The organism is Zobellia alginiliquefaciens (genome assembly GCF_029323795.1).
In the GTDB taxonomy this organism is placed as follows: domain Bacteria; phylum Bacteroidota; class Bacteroidia; order Flavobacteriales; family Flavobacteriaceae; genus Zobellia; species Zobellia alginiliquefaciens.
Map to the genome: position 1 here is coordinate 2229085 of NZ_CP119758.1, position 17496 is coordinate 2246580.

Genomic DNA, 17496 nt, shown 5'->3' on the forward strand with positions numbered 1-17496 from the left:
ACTATGAATTTAAAGAAATCATTGCTCATTATAATAGCAATATTGTTGATTGATCAACTGAGCAAAGTTTATATAAAGACCCATTTTGTATTGGGTGATTCCGTTGAAGTTTTTAGTTGGTTTAAGATTCTGTTCATTGAGAATTCTGGAGCGGCTTGGGGTGCTAAATTGAGTGATTTCTTACCTATTTCCGAGCCTACGGGTAAATTGGTTTTGACCATTTTCCGTCTGTTTGCAGTAGCGGGAATAGGGTATTGGTTGTATGATACTATACGTAAGGAGTCTTCGCAGACCCTAATTTTAGCGGTTTGCTTAATCTTTGCGGGAGCTCTAGGTAATATTATAGATTCCGTCTTCTATGGGGTGATATTCAGTGATAGTTACCAACAATTGGCAACCGCCTTTTCAGATGAGCCTTATGGTAGCCTGTTTTACGGAAAAGTGGTAGATATGCTTTATTTTCCTATGGTAGATACTATATGGCCAGACTGGATGCCTTATTTTGGAGGCTCTACCTTTCGTTTTTTTGAACCTGTTTTCAATATTGCGGATATGGCTATTAGTACCGGTGTAGGTATTCTTCTGGTTTTCAATAAAAAAGCTTTCGGTAAGGCTGATGACGAAATACCTGCAGAGGAAGTAGCTTAATCATATTTAAAAAGAATAGGTCTTGGAGGGTGTAACGCAGTAGTTCAAAGTAATATCGTATCTGTTTACGTCCGTAATGAATTCCTCTTCTGGCTCAAACAAGGACAGCCCAACTTTAATTACATCTTTTCGGCACTCGGCTAAAAAGGTGTCATAAAATCCCTTTCCGTAACCAACGCGGTTTCCTTTAGTGTCAAAGGCAAGTAGGGGAATGAAAACAACCTCTATTTTGGTGGTGGGTATTTCTATTCCGTCAACAGGTTCGGGAATGTTCCATGCGTTATTTATAAGACGCGTAGAATCCGTTAGCAAATAATGCTCTAATGTGGTTTTGTTCACTACTTTCGGTAAAACTACATTTTTATCCTTTCCTTGAAGTATGGATAGAATAAAGGTAGTGTCAATCTCTTTATTTTCAGAAATCGGTAAGAAAATATGGTAATAGTTATATGACCATATGGGCAGTTTGAGTATTTCATTAGCAATACTCAAGCTAGAATCTGTCAGTGATTCGTTATCTATTGAATCTCTTCTTTTTTTGTATAGAAATCTTAAATCTTTTTTGAGCATTGATTATGACCTCAGTACAATTGGGGAATCTTTGGGTATGCCTATTCTTTTACTGACACTGAGTAATATATCTTAAAAGATATCATTAAAATAAGATACAGGCCGAGGGTTATGATGTATTTATCCATGTGGTAATTGATTTTGATTCTTAAATTTAAATAAAAAATATCAATGAAAATACTTTTAACTGCAACTTTTTATCGATGAACTGCATTTTTTAGAGTTTTTTAACAATTTTGCACTAAGAAACGTGCAAAATTGCACGCGGATAACACATTGAAGCTTAACTTTTTATTCATATTAAGTTTTCATGAAAATCACGTTTCGTTAAAAAAGAGCAAAACACTTAGCCCTTTTGATAAAACGTAGTAATTTAACATGGTAGAAGTAGATATACCTACCCGTTAATCTGTTAAACCGTTTTTGTAATGCCCCAAGTTCCTATAGAAGTACAATTAAGTACATTGCCCCAGAGCCCTGGGGTGTATCAATTTTACGATATAGATGATAAAATACTTTACGTAGGAAAAGCCATAAATTTAAAGAAGCGGGTATCTTCATATTTTACAAAAAACCATGAATACGGAAAGACGCGTGTTCTTGTGAAAAAAATAAAAAGTATAAAGCATATTGTGGTTCCGACGGAATCTGATGCGCTACTTCTGGAAAACAACCTTATAAAAAAATACCGGCCTAGATATAATGTCTTGCTGAAAGATGATAAATCATACCCTTGGATCTGTATTAAGAACGAGCGTTTTCCAAGAATTTTCCCTACTCGCAAACTAATAAAAGATGGTAGTGAGTATTATGGACCGTATACAAGTATGAAAACGGTCCGGACACTGCTGGATTTAATTAAGGGCGTGTATTCTTTGCGTACGTGTAATTACGATCTGTCACAGGAAAAAATAGAGGCAGGTAAATATAAAGTCTGTCTAGAATACCATTTAGGTAATTGTAAAGGCCCTTGTGAAGGTTATCAGAGTGCAGAAGACTACCATAGTCAAGTTGAAGATATTAGAAAGATAATTAAGGGCGATTTTAAATCGTCGCTGAATTATTTTCGTTCACAAATGAAAATCTTGGCTTCTGAAATGAAGTTTGAGGAAGCACAACAGGTTAAGGAGAAGATAGAAGTGCTTGAAAATTATCAAGTCAAGTCCACAATTGTTAACCCTAAAATTAATAATGTAGATGTTTTTTCTATTATTTCAGATGAAAGTCATGCGTATATAAATTTCTTACAGTTATCCCATGGCTCCATTGTACGTTCCCATACCATGGAAATAAAAAAGAAACTAGATGAAACGGATGCGGATCTTCTGGCATTGGCCATTATAGAAATAAGGCAGAGGTTTAATTCTCTTTCCAGGGAACTCTACCTTCCTTTTGAGGTTCCGGTAGAATCGCATTTAAAGGTTACCGTACCTAAATTGGGTGATAAAAAGAAAATTCTGGAATTGTCCGAACGGAATGCTAAATTTTATAGGCAAGAACGTTTTAAGCAAATTAAGATCATTGATCCGGATAGGCATACCAACCGGCTCATGGCGCAGATGAAAAAAGATTTACGTCTTTCTGAGGAGCCTAGACACATAGAATGTTTTGATAACAGTAACATTCAAGGTAGTAATCCGGTGGCGGCATGTGTAGTTTTTAAAAATGGCAAACCTTCTAAAAAAGAATACCGTCATTACAATATTAAAACGGTAGAAGGTCCGGATGATTTTGCATCTATGGAGGAGGTTGTTTTTAGGCGTTATAAGCGTTTGCTGGCGGAAGATGAGCCATTGCCGCAGTTAATTGTTATTGACGGGGGAAAAGGGCAATTGTCATCCGCTTTAAAAAGTTTGGATATCCTTGGATTACGTGGAAAAATAGCTATTATAGGAATAGCAAAACGTTTGGAGGAAATCTATTTTCCAGAAGATAATATTCCCCTGTATCTCGATAAAAAGTCTGAGAGTTTAAAGATTATTCAGCAATTACGAAACGAAGCACACCGCTTTGGTATTACTTTTCATAGGAATAAGAGAAGTAAGTCCGCTATAAATTCTAAGTTAGAGAGCATTGAAGGCATTGGCGAAAAGACGGCAGAAGAACTTTTAAAGCGGTTCAAATCCGTAAAGCGAATAAAAGAAGCATCCATAGAAAACCTCACCGAAACCGTTGGTGTGTCTAGGGCGAAAAAAATTTATGAAGCATTTCATTAAAGTTACGACTAAGACTATACTATGCAGAGAGTCATATTAGGTATTGGTTTATTTTTATTTACCTGTTTTGCCATGGCACAAGACCCGGAAAAGAAAGACCTGAAAGTGGGTTTGGTGTTAAGTGGTGGCGGTGCAAAAGGAATGGCGCATATTGGTGCCATAAAAGTTTTGGAAGAGGCCGGTATTCAAGTAGATTATATAGGAGGTACCAGTATGGGGGCCATTGTGGGCTCTTTATATGCGGCGGGTTATAGGGGAGACCAGTTAGATTCTATTTTTAGAGCAACGGATTTCACCAACCTTATACAGGATAATCTGCCTAGAAACGCTAAAACCTTCTATGAGAAAGAGAACTCGGAAAAGTATGCCGTTACCCTTCCTTTTGACAATTTTAAAGTATCCGTTCCGCCTGCGTATTCTGGTGGCCAAAATGTTTATAATGAGCTTGTGAAGTTCTTGTATCCCGTGCGGAATGTAAATGATTTTAATGAATTGCCAATTCCGTTTGTTTGTGTGGCCACAGATGTGGAGACAGGTGAAGAAGTTATTTTAAGGGAAGGTTATTTGCCAGAAGCTGTTATGGCCAGTGGTACGTTGCCCTCACTTTTTGAACCGGCCCGAATTAATGGTAAGGTATTGATAGATGGCGGAGTAGTGAATAACTACCCTATTGATGAGGTCAGAAAAATGGGTGCGGATATAATAATTGGGGTAGATGTACAGCACGGCCTTAGAAACAGGGAGTCGTTATTGACCGCTACCGAGATTTTATTGCAAATCAACAATTATAGGACCGTTCTGGATATGGCCGAAAAATCTAAAAAGACGGATATCTATATAAAACCTTATATGGAAGATTACTCTATTATAGATTTTAATCTTGGTGATGTAATTATTAAAAGTGGAGAAGAGGCGGCCCGCAAAAAAATAGATACTTTAAGAGCTATTGCTTCTAGGCAAAGCGGAAAAAGGAAAGCTAAGCAAAGAATTATTTCTTCCGATACGTTAAGTATTAGTCATTTGGTGATATTGGAAAGTGAGAATTATTCTAGGGGTTATGTAAAAGGAAAATTAAGATTTGATACGGATAAGCCAACCACCTTTTCGCGGGTACAGCAAGGCATCAGTAATTTAGCGGCCACGGGAAATTTCCATACCATTCATTACAAAATACAGGATGACGAAGACAATGATGAGCAAGAGATGATTTTGGACCTGAAAGAAAATAAGAGTAAATCTTTTATTCGCATTGGGGCACATTATGATAACCTTTATAAAACTGCGGCTATTCTAAACTATACGCGAAAAAGTTTGATCACTAGGGATGATGTTTCTTCTTTTGACTTTATTATTGGGGATAACGTTAGATACAAACTACAGTATTATGTAGATAAAGGGTTTTATTGGAGTTTTGGATTCAACTCAAGCTTTAATGAGTTTGAAAAGGATGTCGATTTTGATCTGGTGAGAAGTAATTTTGGTGTACAGGCCGGGGCAAACTTGAATTCCATTAATATGGATATAACAGATTTTACCAATCAGGTGTATGTTCAAACGGTATTGCGGGAGGAGTTTGCTTTCAGAATGGGCGTAGAGCATAAATATTTAAAATATAGTACCAAAACTTTAGCGCAGGTAGCAAATACAGGGCAGGTTTCCGGAAATACCAATACGAGAACATTTCTTGAAAAAAGTAGTTTTTACAGTGCTTTCGGCCAGCTTACTTTTGATACATATGATGACAAATATTTTCCGTCAAAAGGGTTGTATTTTGATGGTGATTTTCATTTCTACGTTTTCTCATCGGACTTTAATAATAACTTTAAAGAGTTTTCAATTGCAAAGGCAAAAGCAGGACTCGCTATACCTTTTTTAAAGAACTTTTCATTGAATGTTGAGACTCAGGGCGGATTTAAATTGGGTACTTCCAATGTGTCTTCTTTTGATTTTATTCTTGGGGGTTATGGCACGCATCTTTTGAGCAATTTTACACCGTTTTTTGGGTATGATTTTTTAGCACTTCCGGGTAACGCTTTTGTAAAGGCATATGGAAGACTAGATTATGAATTTGCACCAAAAAACCATTTAATGTTCACGGCAAATTATGCCAACGTTGCAGATGATATTTTTAGAACGGGAGATTGGTTTGAGTTGCCAACTTACTCTGGTTATGGTGTTGGCTACGGATGGGAATCTTTCGTAGGACCAATGCAAATGCACTATTCATGGTCTCCGGAAGGCAAGACCAATAATTTCTTTTTTAGTCTAGGGTATTGGTTTTAACGTCCTTAGGTTAAGGATGCTGTTTTTTTTCCGATATTTGTGATGTATGCTACAATTAAGAGTTGATATTACTGCTCACCTTAGAGCCATGTGGTAAATAGCCAATTTTCCATAGTTCATGCTAAAGCGTGAACGGCGTTATTATTTTTTCGACTTTTTAAATTTTCAATTCACTAAAAACATATATCATGTCAACTTTAGACACTACCTCGTTGAATTTGCCCAAGGAAAATCCGGAAGCAGAAGATTTTCTTCCATTATTGGGTACGGATTATATAGAACTTTATGTAGGCAATGCCAAGCAAGCTGCCCATTATTATATGGCAGCTTGGGGTTTTCAGCCATTGGCCTATGCAGGGCTTGAAACCGGACTAAAAGACCGCGTGTCCTACGTATTACAGCAAGATAAGATTAGGCTGGTGCTTACCTCCCCGTTAAAATCTGGAGGAGATATTAATAAACATATAGATGCTCATGGAGATGGTGTCAAAGCTATTGCACTTTGGGTAGATGATGCTTCCAAAAGTTATCTTGAAACAACAAAAAGAAGTGCGGAAAGTTATTTAGAGCCTAAAACCATTTCAGATGAAGATGGGAAAGTAGTTTTGTCCGGAATACATACCTATGGTGAAACGGTACACATTTTCGTGGAACGAAAGGATTATCAGGGTGTTTTTATGCCCGGTTATCAGCCGTGGAATCCATACTTTAAACCAACGGATGTGGGACTTAAATATGTAGACCACATGGTGGGAAATGTGGGTTGGAACGAAATGAACAAATGGTGTGAGTTTTATGCCAAGGTCATGGGGTTTGCTCAGTTGGTATCTTTTGATGATAAGGATATCTCTACGGAATATACGGCGCTCATGAGTAAGGTGATGAGTAACGGTAACGGAAGAATTAAGTTTCCGATTAATGAACCTGCCGATGGTAGAAAAAAATCACAGATAGAAGAATATATAGATTTTTACAATGGGGCAGGTGTGCAACATATGGCATTGGCTACGGATAATATTGTTGAAACGGTTACGGCCTTAAGAGATAGGGGTGTGGAATTTTTAAAGGTACCCTCTAGTTATTATGAAGATGTGCTGGATCGTGTAGGAGAAATAGATGAAGATTTAGCACCTCTAAGTGAATTGGGAATTCTTATTGATAGAGACGAAGAAGGGTATCTATTACAAATATTTACCAAGCCAATCTTGGATAGACCCACAATGTTTATTGAGATTATTCAAAGAAAAGGAGCTAAATCATTCGGTAAAGGAAATTTTAAAGCACTTTTTGAGGCTATAGAAAGAGAACAAGAGTCTAGGGGTACACTGTAAATTTTGTCTTGCGGATTCTTTAGTTCGGTTTTTAATGGTAGAACAGGTGATTTTGCAGGTAAAAATGGTGTGTTTTGGGCCTAAATTAGAGGTCATATCTTAATGAATTGCCAAATTTAGAGCTGTAAGCAAAAATAACTGTTAATGTAATAGTTAAAGTAAGTTAAAACGGTTTTTGGTTTAAAGGTTTGCCTTAAATTTGTAGGCGTAAGGGGTGGTTCCCTTACAACTTTAAGTATTGGTTTTTCATAATTTAAAGTTTGGTTGGTTATTTAGGAAAAGCCCTGACATGAAATGTTGGGGCTTTTTTTTTAATCCGTAGTTGGACCTGTTCGGTTCAACACCAGTTTAGGATTTTTAATGTAGATGAAATCCTATGAAAATCATTAAAAAAACAGAGCTGTGTAATGCATACAATACTTTGGAATAAATTTTGTTTAAGTAATTGTAAGCCCTTAATATGATATGAATGCGTTTTGTATTTTTATCGTAATACTACAGCTATGAAAAAAGCCTTTGCATTACTTTTCCTTTTCACATTTTTTTCTTCTTACTCTCAGAATAGTAAGTCGGCCTTTGATGCCGGTGAGTGGCTTAAATTTAGAATGCATTACGGTTTTCTAAACGCTAGTTATGCAACGCTACATGTTAAATCTGATATAATTGATGATGTACCTGTGTATCATGTTGTAGGTAGGGGAGAGACTACCGGGTTTGCAAGTGTGTTTTTTAAAGTAGACGATACATATGAAAGTTACTTTGGTAAAGAAGACGGTAAGCCATATAGATTTATTAGGAAAATAAACGAGGGTGGGTATACCAAGGATGTAGAAATCAATTTTGATCATGAGGAAGATAAAGCCGTTCTGAATGATAAAAAGCATAATAAAAAGTATAATTTTGAACTACAGGATAGTATTCAAGATTTGTTATCCGCATTCTATTACCTTAGAAACAACTATGATCCTAAGGATTTGGTAAAGGGTGAGGCCGTGAAATTGAAAATGTTGTTCGATGACGACGGTATTTTCAACTTTAAGCTAAAATATTTAGGTACAGAAGTGCTTAAAACTAAGTTCGGTAAGGTAGAATGTTATAAATTTAGGCCTTTGGTACAGTCCGGTCGAGTTTTTAAGGAAAAAGAAAGTCTTTCGCTTTGGGTTTCTACTGACAATAATAGAATACCTATTCGCATTCAGGCAGATTTGGCGGTCGGATCGATAAAGGCGGACCTTGACGGATATAACGGACTAAAGCATCAGTTCAAGATAATAATGGATTAAAACCCTAATGAGAGATAAAGAGCGAATAGATTCACAAATTTCAAAACTAGAAGAGAAGTACAAAGATTCCGGTCAGGATTTAAGTTCTTATTTAGATGGGCTTCTTTATCAACGTTACCTCACCTATTGGGATTATATTCATTTAGACACCCTATTAAGTCTTCAGGTGCCCCGCACCTATTTTCCGGATGAGGAAATTTTTATCATGTACCATCAGATTACAGAGTTGTATTTTAAGCTTATTCTTCATGAGCAAAAGCAGTTGGTGGATGATAAATCTCAAAATATAGATTTCTTTATAGAAAAGGCAAGACGTATCAATAGTTATTTTAAGGCTTTGATATCTTCTTTTAGTATTATGATAAAAGGTATGGAGAGAGAACAGTTTCTTCAATACCGTATGGCATTGCTTCCGGCCAGTGGTTTTCAGTCGGCACAGTACCGTATGATAGAGATTTATGCCACACCTTTGGAAAATTTAGTACACCATACAGAAAGAGATTCCTTTTCCTCGCAGAATAGTATAGAAGAGCTTTATGAGGCAATATATTGGAAAAAAGGAGCCACTGACTTAGCTACGGGAGAAAAGACATTGACGCTCAAGCAGTTTGAGTATAGGTATACACCTCGCTTGATCAGAATTGCAAAACAGGTGGAGCAGAATACCATTTATCGGAAATACCTGCAATTACCTGCTGATAAGAAAGATAATAAAGAGCTAATAGAAGCGTTAAAGACATTGGATATGAATGCCAACGTAAATTGGCCTTTAATGCATATGGGGTCTGCTCATCGTTATTTAGGAAAGGATAAGGAACAGATAGATGCTACAGGAGGAACAAATTGGAAGGAGTATTTACCGCCCAGTTTTCAGAAAATCGTGTTCTTCCCGGAAATCTACACAAAACAAGAGTTAAATAATTGGGGTAAAGAATGGGTAGACCATATCTTTAACCCGGATAAGAAACATACAGATTAGCATGAATAAATATTGGGGCCTTCTTTTAGTTATTTTAGTAACCATTTCTTGTAAAGATGATAAACCTGTTCAGAAAGAACCGGTGCAAATGGCGTCAATTGTTCCAATTGAAAAGCCCGTCATGAAGCAATTTGGGTTTAACTTAAATGATTTTACCGTGCAGTTAGATACGGTAAAGAGAGGTGATAGCTTTGGTGAATTAATGCTTCAGCATAAGGTAGACTATCCTAAAATTGCTAAAATTACCCAAGAGTTTAAAGATACTTTTGATGTTCGCAAGATTCGTGTGGGTAAACCATACCTCATTCTAAAATCTAAAGACACCACGGAAGCGGCCCAAGTTTTTATTTATGAAAATGACCCAATTAATTATACGGTCGTTGATTTAAGAGATACCGTAAAAGCATATAAAAATAAAAAAGAAGTGACCTATGTGGAGCGTGAAGCTTCAGGGGTTATTGAAAGTTCATTGTCTCAGGCTATCTTGGAACAGGGCATAGATTATACAGTTACCAATAGCTTATCTGAAGTTTATGCTTGGACCATTGATTTCTTCCGTCTTCAAAAAGGAGATAAATTCAAGGTAATTTATAAAGAAAAATTTATCAATGATTCTATTTATGCCGGTGCCGGCCCTATTGAAGCTGCATATTTTGAGCACAACGGCAGACCAATTTACGCTTTTGCTTACGAAAATGATTCCTTAAAAAATATTGTTGATTATTTTGATGAGGAGGCGAACAACCTTAGACGTACCTTTTTAAGAGCTCCGGTTCAGTTCAGTAGAATTTCTTCACGTTATAATCTAAAACGAAGAATCCGTTATTACGGAAATAAAATTAGACCTCACAGAGGTACGGATTATGCCGCGCCAAAAGGAACACCTATTTTGGCCACTGCAGATGGTACGGTAACGGAATCTACAAGAAGAGGAGGTAACGGAAAATATGTAAAGATCAGACATAACGGAACTTACTCTACGCAATACCTGCACATGAGCAAGCAAAATGTAAAGCGAGGAGAATTTGTAAGACAGGGAGATGTAATTGGGTGGATCGGAATGACAGGTAATACTAGTGGTCCCCACGTTTGCTATCGCTTTTGGAAAAATGGAAGGCAAGTAGATCCTTTAAGAGAGGAGCTGCCCTTGGCCGAGCCATTGGATCAGTCTTTGCAACCGGAGTACTTCAACTATGTCAATCCAATAAAAGACCAGTTAGATTGCATGACATATCCAGAAAGTCCGGTACAAGAGGATATTCTAGTTGAAGATTTGGCATCTGCCGAAAAATAACGGCTCCTAGGGTTTTGGTTTAGAGTGATATGGTTTATTTTCGCCATAGACAATTGCTAACACTATAAAAAATCCAAAATGTCATTACATAGCACTAATCCTACTGAAACTTCTGCTTGGAAGAAGCTTTCTCAGCACTTTGAAAACACCAAAGAAGAACAGTTAAAAGACCTTTTTGCTTCAGATGCATCCAGGGCGGAAAAATTCACTTTAAAGTGGAACGATTTCTTAGTAGACTTCTCAAAAAACAGAATTACAGACGAAACTTTGCAATTGCTTTTAGAATTGGCCAACGAGGTAAACTTGGCGGATGCTATTCAGAAACAATTTGGTGGAGATGAGATCAACCAAACCGAAGGCCGTTCGGTTCTTCATACCGCACTTCGTGCTAAACAGTCCGATACCATTTTAGTAGATGGCGAGAATGTAATGGATGAGGTGTATGAAGTTAAAGAGCATATAAAGGAATTTACAGAAACTATTATCTCCGGAAGTGCAACCGGGTATACCGGTAAAGCTTTCACTGATGTGGTTAATATTGGTATAGGTGGGTCGGATTTAGGGCCTGCCATGGTAACTGAAGCGCTTAAATTTTACAAAAATCACCTAAAGCTTCATTTTGTAAGTAATGTAGATGGGGATCTTGTAAATGAGGTGTTAAAGGAACTTGATCCAGAGACTACGCTATTTGTGGTTGTTTCCAAAACATTTACAACTCAAGAAACCCTTAGTAATGCTACTACCATTAAAAAATGGTTTCTAAAACACGGAACGCAAGAAGATATAGCCAAACACTTTGCTGCTGTATCTACAAATACGGAAGCTATCTCTGAATTTGGTATCGCTGCTGAAAACGTATTTCCAATGTGGGATTGGGTTGGCGGTCGTTTTTCATTATGGAGTGCCGTTGGTCTCTCAATTGCATTGGCTGTAGGTTTTGAAAATTTTGATGAGTTATTGGCAGGTGCAAATGAAATGGATGAGCATTTCAAAACCGCTGATTTTAAAGACAACCTTCCTGTAACCTTAGCATTGATAAGTGTTTGGTACAATAATTTCTATGGGGCGGAAACCGAGGCTATCATACCATATACACAATATCTTAGTAGATTTTCTGCATATCTTCAGCAAGGTATAATGGAAAGTAACGGTAAAAGCGTAGGCCGTAATGGCAAGCGTGTAAACTATGAGACCGGTACTATTATTTGGGGAGAGCCAGGTACGAATTCACAACACGCTTTCTTTCAGTTGATTCATCAGGGAACAAAAATTATTCCAGTAGACTTTATTGGTTTCAAGAAGTCTTTACATGGCGATGTTGATCATCACAATAAATTAATGGCCAATTTCTTTGCCCAAACAGAAGCCTTAATGAACGGTAAGACTGGTGATCAAGTTCGTGAAGAGCTAGAGAGCAAGGGGATGAGTGAAGGCGAAATAGATAGGCTATTATCTTTTAAGATATTTGAAGGAAACAAACCTACCAACACCATCCTTATAGATAAATTATCGCCAAGAAGTTTAGGAAGCCTAATTGCACTTTATGAGCATAAAATATTTGTACAAGGCATTATTTGGAACATATTTAGTTATGATCAATGGGGTGTGGAACTGGGTAAACAATTGGCGGGTACGATTTTGAAAGACATTCAAGGTTCGGAAATTGCTGATCATGATAGTTCTACTTTGCAACTTCTAAAATATTTTAAGGGTTAGAATACCGTTTCCGTATTTTTTTTAGAACAATGGCGCAACATCTTATTTTTAAGAAGATGTTGCGCCATTGTTCTGTATATTCGCAAAGGGGTTATTTAACCTTCCCTTAACATTCGCAAGACCAAAATGAAGCACTTTTGCAGCAAATTGAGAAAACGTAAAAACTGAACAAATGAAAAAAATGTACTTCGCATGGGTCGCATTTCTAATGACGACCATCGCATTTTCACAAGCTACTATAACGGGAACCGTTATAGATGGTGAGCTTAATGAGCCATTACCGGGCGCAAGTGTTGTTATTCAAGGAACCACAAATGGTACCTCCACTGATTTTGATGGTAAGTTTCAAATTGATGTTACTGAAAGTACAGGAACTCTAGTAGTTTCTTATATTGGGTACACATCTAAGACGGTAGCTTTCACTGCTACTGGTAGTATAGGTTCTATTACTTTGGAGCCTGATGCAGAACAATTAGGGGAAGTTGTTGTTGTTGGATCTGGTGTTATAGATTTAGCAGAAGACAGAAAGACTCCTGTGGCAGTTAGTACGGTAACTAAAGGTGTTATTCAGCGAAAAGCTGTTGGTAATGTTGACGTTGCTGAAATAGTGAAAAACACACCTTCTGTTTATGTATCTGGTCAAACTGGATTTGGTGACGGACAATTGTTTATGAGAGGTTTCGATCAAACAAATGTTGCAGTACTATTGAACGGTCAGCCTGTAAATGGTATGGAAGATGGAAGAGTATATTGGTCTAACTGGGCGGGTATTGCAGATATAGCAAATGGTGTTCAGGTGCAGCGTGGTCTAGGTTCTTCAAAGCTGGCTATCTCTTCTGTTGGTGGTACAATGAACTTAGTTATGAAATCTACGGATAGAGAGCAAGGTGGATTTGCTAGATTTTTAACAGGAAACGATGGTTATTTAAAAGGAACTGTTTCTTATGATACAGGAATTAACGATAAGGGTTGGTCCTTTTCTTTGCTGTTAGATCATTGGCAAGCAGAAAATAAGTGGGCAGATGGAACATTTGGCTCAGGACAAACTTATTTTTTCTCTGTTGGTTATAAGCCAAATGAAGACCATTCATTTAATTTCTTGATTACTGGTGCTCCTCAGCAACATGGTCAAAGATGGTCACAAAGTTTAACTACAATAGAGGAGGATCCAAAGTTCAATCAACATTGGGGATATACTTCAGGTTTGAACTCTTCAACAGGATATTACACAGACGATATAGAATCTGAAAGAACCAATTTTTACCATAAGCCTGTAGCAAACTTAAACTGGGACTGGTTAATTAATGATAAGTCACAATTGTCTACAGTAGTATATGCTTCTGTTGGTAGAGGTGGTGGAACCGGAGATCGTGGTGATGGCCGTGTTAGAACGGATGATGGTCAAATGGACTATTACGGTATTGAACAGCAAAATTTAGCTGATCCTGATGGAATTGGGCAATCTGGAGATTATTTTATTCTTGATGATGGAGAAGAAGAAGGTAACTATATTCGCCGATCTTCAATGAACAATCATTTATGGTATGGTTTAGTAACCAACTACGAAACTGAATTGAATGAATATTTCGATTTTAATGTTGGTGCTGATTTTAGATTTTATACAGGAGACCACTTTAGACAAGTAACTGATTTTTATGGTTTAGATGGCTGGGCAGATGATAGACCAGATAATCTTGTTGTGACTGAATCTTTCGATTATAATCCTTGGTCTACACTTTTTGATTATGCGGATGAGGATCAGAGAATAGATTATGATTATTCTGAAACAATCAATTATCAAGGTATATTTTCCCAGGTTGAATACTCTAAGAATAAATTCTCTGCATTCTTGCAAGGAGCTGTATCTAATCAATCTTATGTTAGAGATGGTAGATTGGTTGGTCCTGGAAAGTCTGATAAATTGAATAAAATAGGATATAACCTTAAAGGAGGTATGAGTTATGATGTTAATGAAGAATTTACTTTGTTCGTAAATTCAGGTCATTACTCTCGTCAACCTTTCTTGGATAATGTTTTTAGTAATATTCGGTATTCTAATGATTTAGTTGTGCCAGATGTAGATAACGAGGAAATAACAAGTGTTGAATCTGGATTTAGGTTTAATAAAGGAAACTTTAGAGCAAACTTTGACTTTTATTACACGAATTGGGATAACAGAGTTATTCTAACTACAGGTACTGAAATGATCGATGGAGATGAGGTTGATGTTAATAACTTCAGAAGAGGTGTACGCCAAGAACATAAAGGTGTAGAATTAGATCTTAAATATAGGATAGCTAACAAATATAACTTAGGTGGTTATATTTCTGCTGGTTCTTGGAATTATAGAAGTATTGATAGAATCGATTCTTATAGTGATGATAGCGGAGAATTGCTTTCAAGTGTAACATCTGGTAATGATTTGAACAGTGTGGACGGAACACATATCACTACTGCGCCTCAAACTACTGCAGGTTTAACTTTTGATGGAGAAATCTTTAAAGGTTTGAGAATAGATGCCAACTGGAACTTTTACGAAAGACATTACCAAAATGATATAGATTTCTCAGGATCTGATATAGAAACTCAAGACAATGGGATATTACCTTCTTATTCGTTACTTGATGCTGGAATTGAATATGCATTCATGTTTGGAGAGAATAAGTTAACTCTTAGAGCTAATGGGTTTAACTTGTTAGATGACATTGAGCTTCAGCAAACAGATGATTTTGGTTATTATAATACAAACGGATTCACATGGAATGCGTCTGTTAGATATGATTTCTAAGAATAGAATAACTTGTATACTAAAACCCTGCCCATCGGCAGGGTTTTTTTATGCCCAAAAATCAGTACATTTAAACCTTAAAATATATCTATTATGTACGAAGTTATTCAGGTGGTTCACTCTTATTTGGCCTATGTTGTGCTTGCGCTTTTATTTTTTGCCGTTGCTAATGCTATTATGGGCTGGGTAGGCAATAAAATGTTTACTATGGAAAAGGATTTGCGTCTAAGTCTTTTTACATTGATTTTGTCTCACATTCAGCTGTTGGTGGGCTTGATACTATATTTTGTTTCGCCAAGTGGGCTTCAAGCTATTCAGGCCTTGGGGATGGGCGGTCTTAATTCTGCATCAAGATTACTGGCAGTAGAACATCCGTTCATAAATATTATTGCTATCGTTCTAATTACGGTGGGTTGGTCGCGTCATAAAAAGTTTGTTGAAGGCGATAAGAAGTTCAAAAGCATCGCAATTTTTTACGGTCTTGGATTAGTACTTATTCTTAGCCGCATTCCTTGGGGGCAATGGCTTGGTTAAATCAATGGCCATTCAACCAGGAACATTAACTAAACCAACTATATGAAACAGATTTTAGTATTAGTATTTACACTCTTTACAGCTCTTACATTTGCTCAGGAGAAAGAACTTTTTAATGGAAAAAATTTAGACGGCTGGACGGTCTACGGAACTGAAAGGTGGTACGTAGAAGATGGGCTTCTAGTTTGCGAGAGTGGTCCTGATGAACAATACGGATATTTAGCTACGGACAAACACTACAAAAATTTTGAACTGTCCTTAGATTTTAAGCAATTGGCAGACGGTAATAGTGGCGTGTTTATTCGTTCTACCGTAGAGGGTACAACAGTTAGTGGTTGGCAAGTAGAGGTTGCGCCACCGGGGTATTTCACGGGTGGTATTTATGAATCCTATGGTCGTCATTGGTTGGTGAAACCTGCCCCTGAAAAAGACAAAGCTCTTAAAATGGGTGAATGGAATACTATGAAAATACGTGTAAATGGAGACAATGTTACTTCATGGTTAAACGGTACTGAAATGGTTTCCTTAAATGATGAAAAAGTAGGTGCAGGTGACGGCTCTGTAATACTACAGATTCATGACGGTGGAGGAATCAAGGTACAATGGAAAAATATTAAAATTAAAGAACTGAAGTAATTTTTGTGTTCTTAAAATATTTGAAGCGGCCTGTTCAGAATCTATTACGAGCAGGCTGCTTTCATTTTTTATGCACAGGTTTTATGAGATACATATAGACGGGAAAGTGGTCTGAATAGCCGCCAGTATAGCTTCCGCCGGCATACGTTCTTTGTGGGTATCCTTTGTATTGTCCTTTTTGCGAGATTAAATATGGTGCGTTAAAGACATTGGCTTTCCAAAATTTATAATTGCCAACTTTAGGGTTTAGAATGTTTTCGGTGAAGAAGATTTGGTCAAATAAGTTCCATTTGTCTCGGTAGGCGAGTGAGCCGACACCCTTTTTGTAAAGTCTTTCCATGGGGTTGTATAAACTCATACTATCTAATTGCTTAGCTTTTCCAACGGTCTTCAGTATTTTTTTGAAGCTATCGTTGTTAGGGTCGTCATTAAAATCACCCATACTAATGATTTTGGCATCAGTGTCTAAGCGTTGGACCGAATCTATAATGCGTTTACTAAGCTTTGCCGCTGCCATTCGGTTGGGCTTACTTCTAGCCTCACCACCACTACGGGAGGGCCAGTGATTTACCATGAAGAAGAATTGCTCATCATCTAACAATCCGCCTACAATGAGTTGGTCTCTGGTGTAGTTTCTTTCATCGTCATCATTTATTAAAAGTAATCTGTGGCTTGCGGAAGAAGTAGGTAGAAACACAGATTTTTTGTACAAGAGTGCCACGTCAATACCACGTTCGTCAGGTGAGTCATAATGGACTATGCCATAATCTTTAGTAATTAGGTTTGGGTGATTGATCAAGTCATCAATAACCTTACGGTTTTCGACTTCACAGATACCAATAATGTCAGGAGAGGTTCTGCTTTTATCAGAACCTATTTCTGATAGTACGTAAGAAAGATTGTCCAATTTTTTATTATAACGTTCCTCGGTCCATTGATCTTTTCCTTCCGGTGTTCGGTCATCATCAAATATTAGGGTGTCATTCTCCGTGTCGAACAGGTTTTCTAAGTTATAGAATGCAATTGTTCTAATTCGATACGATTTATTTTCTTGGGAATTGACCCCAAATGAGAGTAAAATGAAAATTGCTACAAGTCTAAAATTCATATAATCAGATAGATGTAAATACCAATTAACGAAAAAACGATGGATTTTGTAGGTCTTTCTTGTCAGATACTTCATGTTTTCGATATCTTGACCAGGATTACCGACCATTA

13 protein-coding genes are annotated in these 17496 nt (G+C 37.1%); 11 read left to right on the forward strand and 2 right to left on the reverse strand.

What is annotated here, in order from left to right:
• The first annotated feature begins 3 nt into the window (after positions 1-3).
• Positions 4-648, forward strand: a complete 645-nt coding sequence (locus P0077_RS09455; protein WP_276168934.1) for a lipoprotein signal peptidase — start codon at positions 4-6, stop codon at positions 646-648.
• Between the two features lie 6 nt (positions 649-654).
• Here the strand turns inward: P0077_RS09455 and P0077_RS09460 are convergent, their stop codons facing one another.
• Positions 655-1218, reverse strand: coding sequence for a 5-formyltetrahydrofolate cyclo-ligase (locus tag P0077_RS09460; protein WP_276168935.1), 564 nt, complete (start codon positions 1216-1218; stop codon positions 655-657).
• A gap of 428 nt (positions 1219-1646) precedes the next feature.
• Here P0077_RS09460 and uvrC point away from each other — a divergent pair, with 428 nt between their 5' ends.
• From uvrC to P0077_RS09510, 10 genes are all read left to right on the forward strand, one after another.
• On the forward strand, positions 1647-3434 hold the full coding sequence (gene uvrC, locus P0077_RS09465) for an excinuclease ABC subunit UvrC (RefSeq protein WP_276168936.1): 1788 nt from the start codon (positions 1647-1649) through the stop codon (positions 3432-3434).
• A 21-nt stretch (positions 3435-3455) separates the two neighbouring features.
• Entirely contained in the window at positions 3456-5717 is a 2262-nt protein-coding gene (locus P0077_RS09470) for a patatin-like phospholipase family protein (RefSeq protein WP_276168937.1), read from the forward strand.
• Between the two features lie 188 nt (positions 5718-5905).
• Positions 5906-7048 carry a 4-hydroxyphenylpyruvate dioxygenase gene (gene hppD / locus P0077_RS09475; protein ID WP_276168938.1) on the forward strand — a complete coding sequence of 381 codons (1143 nt, stop codon included), beginning with the start codon at positions 5906-5908 and terminating at the stop codon, positions 7046-7048.
• Positions 7049-7551: 503 nt separating this feature from the next.
• Positions 7552-8331 carry a DUF3108 domain-containing protein gene (locus P0077_RS09480; protein WP_276168939.1) on the forward strand — a complete coding sequence of 260 codons (780 nt, stop codon included), beginning with the start codon at positions 7552-7554 and terminating at the stop codon, positions 8329-8331.
• Between the two features lie 7 nt (positions 8332-8338).
• Positions 8339-9310 (forward strand): tryptophan 2,3-dioxygenase family protein, encoded by a 972-nt coding sequence (locus P0077_RS09485; RefSeq protein WP_276168940.1) that lies wholly within the window; start codon positions 8339-8341, stop codon positions 9308-9310.
• Position 9311: 1 nt separating this feature from the next.
• Positions 9312-10604: a M23 family metallopeptidase gene (locus tag P0077_RS09490; protein WP_276168941.1), complete on the forward strand. Its 1293-nt coding sequence runs from the start codon at positions 9312-9314 to the stop codon at positions 10602-10604.
• 78 nt (positions 10605-10682) lie between these two features.
• Positions 10683-12320: a glucose-6-phosphate isomerase gene (gene pgi, locus P0077_RS09495; protein ID WP_276168942.1), complete on the forward strand. Its 1638-nt coding sequence runs from the start codon at positions 10683-10685 to the stop codon at positions 12318-12320.
• A 172-nt stretch (positions 12321-12492) separates the two neighbouring features.
• A complete protein-coding gene (locus P0077_RS09500; RefSeq protein WP_276168943.1) occupies positions 12493-15108 on the forward strand; it encodes a TonB-dependent receptor in 2616 nt (871 codons plus the stop codon).
• 93 nt (positions 15109-15201) lie between these two features.
• Positions 15202-15642: a hypothetical protein gene (locus P0077_RS09505; RefSeq protein WP_194525618.1), complete on the forward strand. Its 441-nt coding sequence runs from the start codon at positions 15202-15204 to the stop codon at positions 15640-15642.
• A gap of 42 nt (positions 15643-15684) precedes the next feature.
• Positions 15685-16278, forward strand: a complete 594-nt coding sequence (locus P0077_RS09510) for a 3-keto-disaccharide hydrolase (RefSeq protein WP_276168944.1) — start codon at positions 15685-15687, stop codon at positions 16276-16278.
• A gap of 61 nt (positions 16279-16339) precedes the next feature.
• Here the strand turns inward: P0077_RS09510 and P0077_RS09515 are convergent, their stop codons facing one another.
• Positions 16340-17461, reverse strand: coding sequence for an endonuclease/exonuclease/phosphatase family protein (locus P0077_RS09515; RefSeq protein WP_489980872.1), 1122 nt, complete (start codon positions 17459-17461; stop codon positions 16340-16342).
• Between the last annotated feature and the right edge of the window lie 35 nt (positions 17462-17496).

Bases quoted from the DNA above. Each gene is read 5' to 3' on its own strand.
- P0077_RS09455 (WP_276168934.1), top strand. From the start codon at position 4: ATGAATTTAAAGAAATCATTGCTCATTATAATAGCAATATTGTTGATT.
- P0077_RS09460 (WP_276168935.1), bottom strand. From the start codon at position 1,218: ATGCTCAAAAAAGATTTAAGATTTCTATACAAAAAAAGAAGAGATTCA.
- uvrC (WP_276168936.1), top strand. From the start codon at position 1,647: ATGCCCCAAGTTCCTATAGAAGTACAATTAAGTACATTGCCCCAGAGC.
- P0077_RS09470 (WP_276168937.1), top strand. From the start codon at position 3,456: ATGCAGAGAGTCATATTAGGTATTGGTTTATTTTTATTTACCTGTTTT.
- hppD (WP_276168938.1), top strand. From the start codon at position 5,906: ATGTCAACTTTAGACACTACCTCGTTGAATTTGCCCAAGGAAAATCCG.
- P0077_RS09480 (WP_276168939.1), top strand. From the start codon at position 7,552: ATGAAAAAAGCCTTTGCATTACTTTTCCTTTTCACATTTTTTTCTTCT.
- P0077_RS09485 (WP_276168940.1), top strand. From the start codon at position 8,339: ATGAGAGATAAAGAGCGAATAGATTCACAAATTTCAAAACTAGAAGAG.
- P0077_RS09490 (WP_276168941.1), top strand. From the start codon at position 9,312: ATGAATAAATATTGGGGCCTTCTTTTAGTTATTTTAGTAACCATTTCT.
- pgi (WP_276168942.1), top strand. From the start codon at position 10,683: ATGTCATTACATAGCACTAATCCTACTGAAACTTCTGCTTGGAAGAAG.
- P0077_RS09500 (WP_276168943.1), top strand. From the start codon at position 12,493: ATGAAAAAAATGTACTTCGCATGGGTCGCATTTCTAATGACGACCATC.
- P0077_RS09505 (WP_194525618.1), top strand. From the start codon at position 15,202: ATGTACGAAGTTATTCAGGTGGTTCACTCTTATTTGGCCTATGTTGTG.
- P0077_RS09510 (WP_276168944.1), top strand. From the start codon at position 15,685: ATGAAACAGATTTTAGTATTAGTATTTACACTCTTTACAGCTCTTACA.
- P0077_RS09515 (WP_489980872.1), bottom strand. From the start codon at position 17,461: ATGAAGTATCTGACAAGAAAGACCTACAAAATCCATCGTTTTTTCGTT.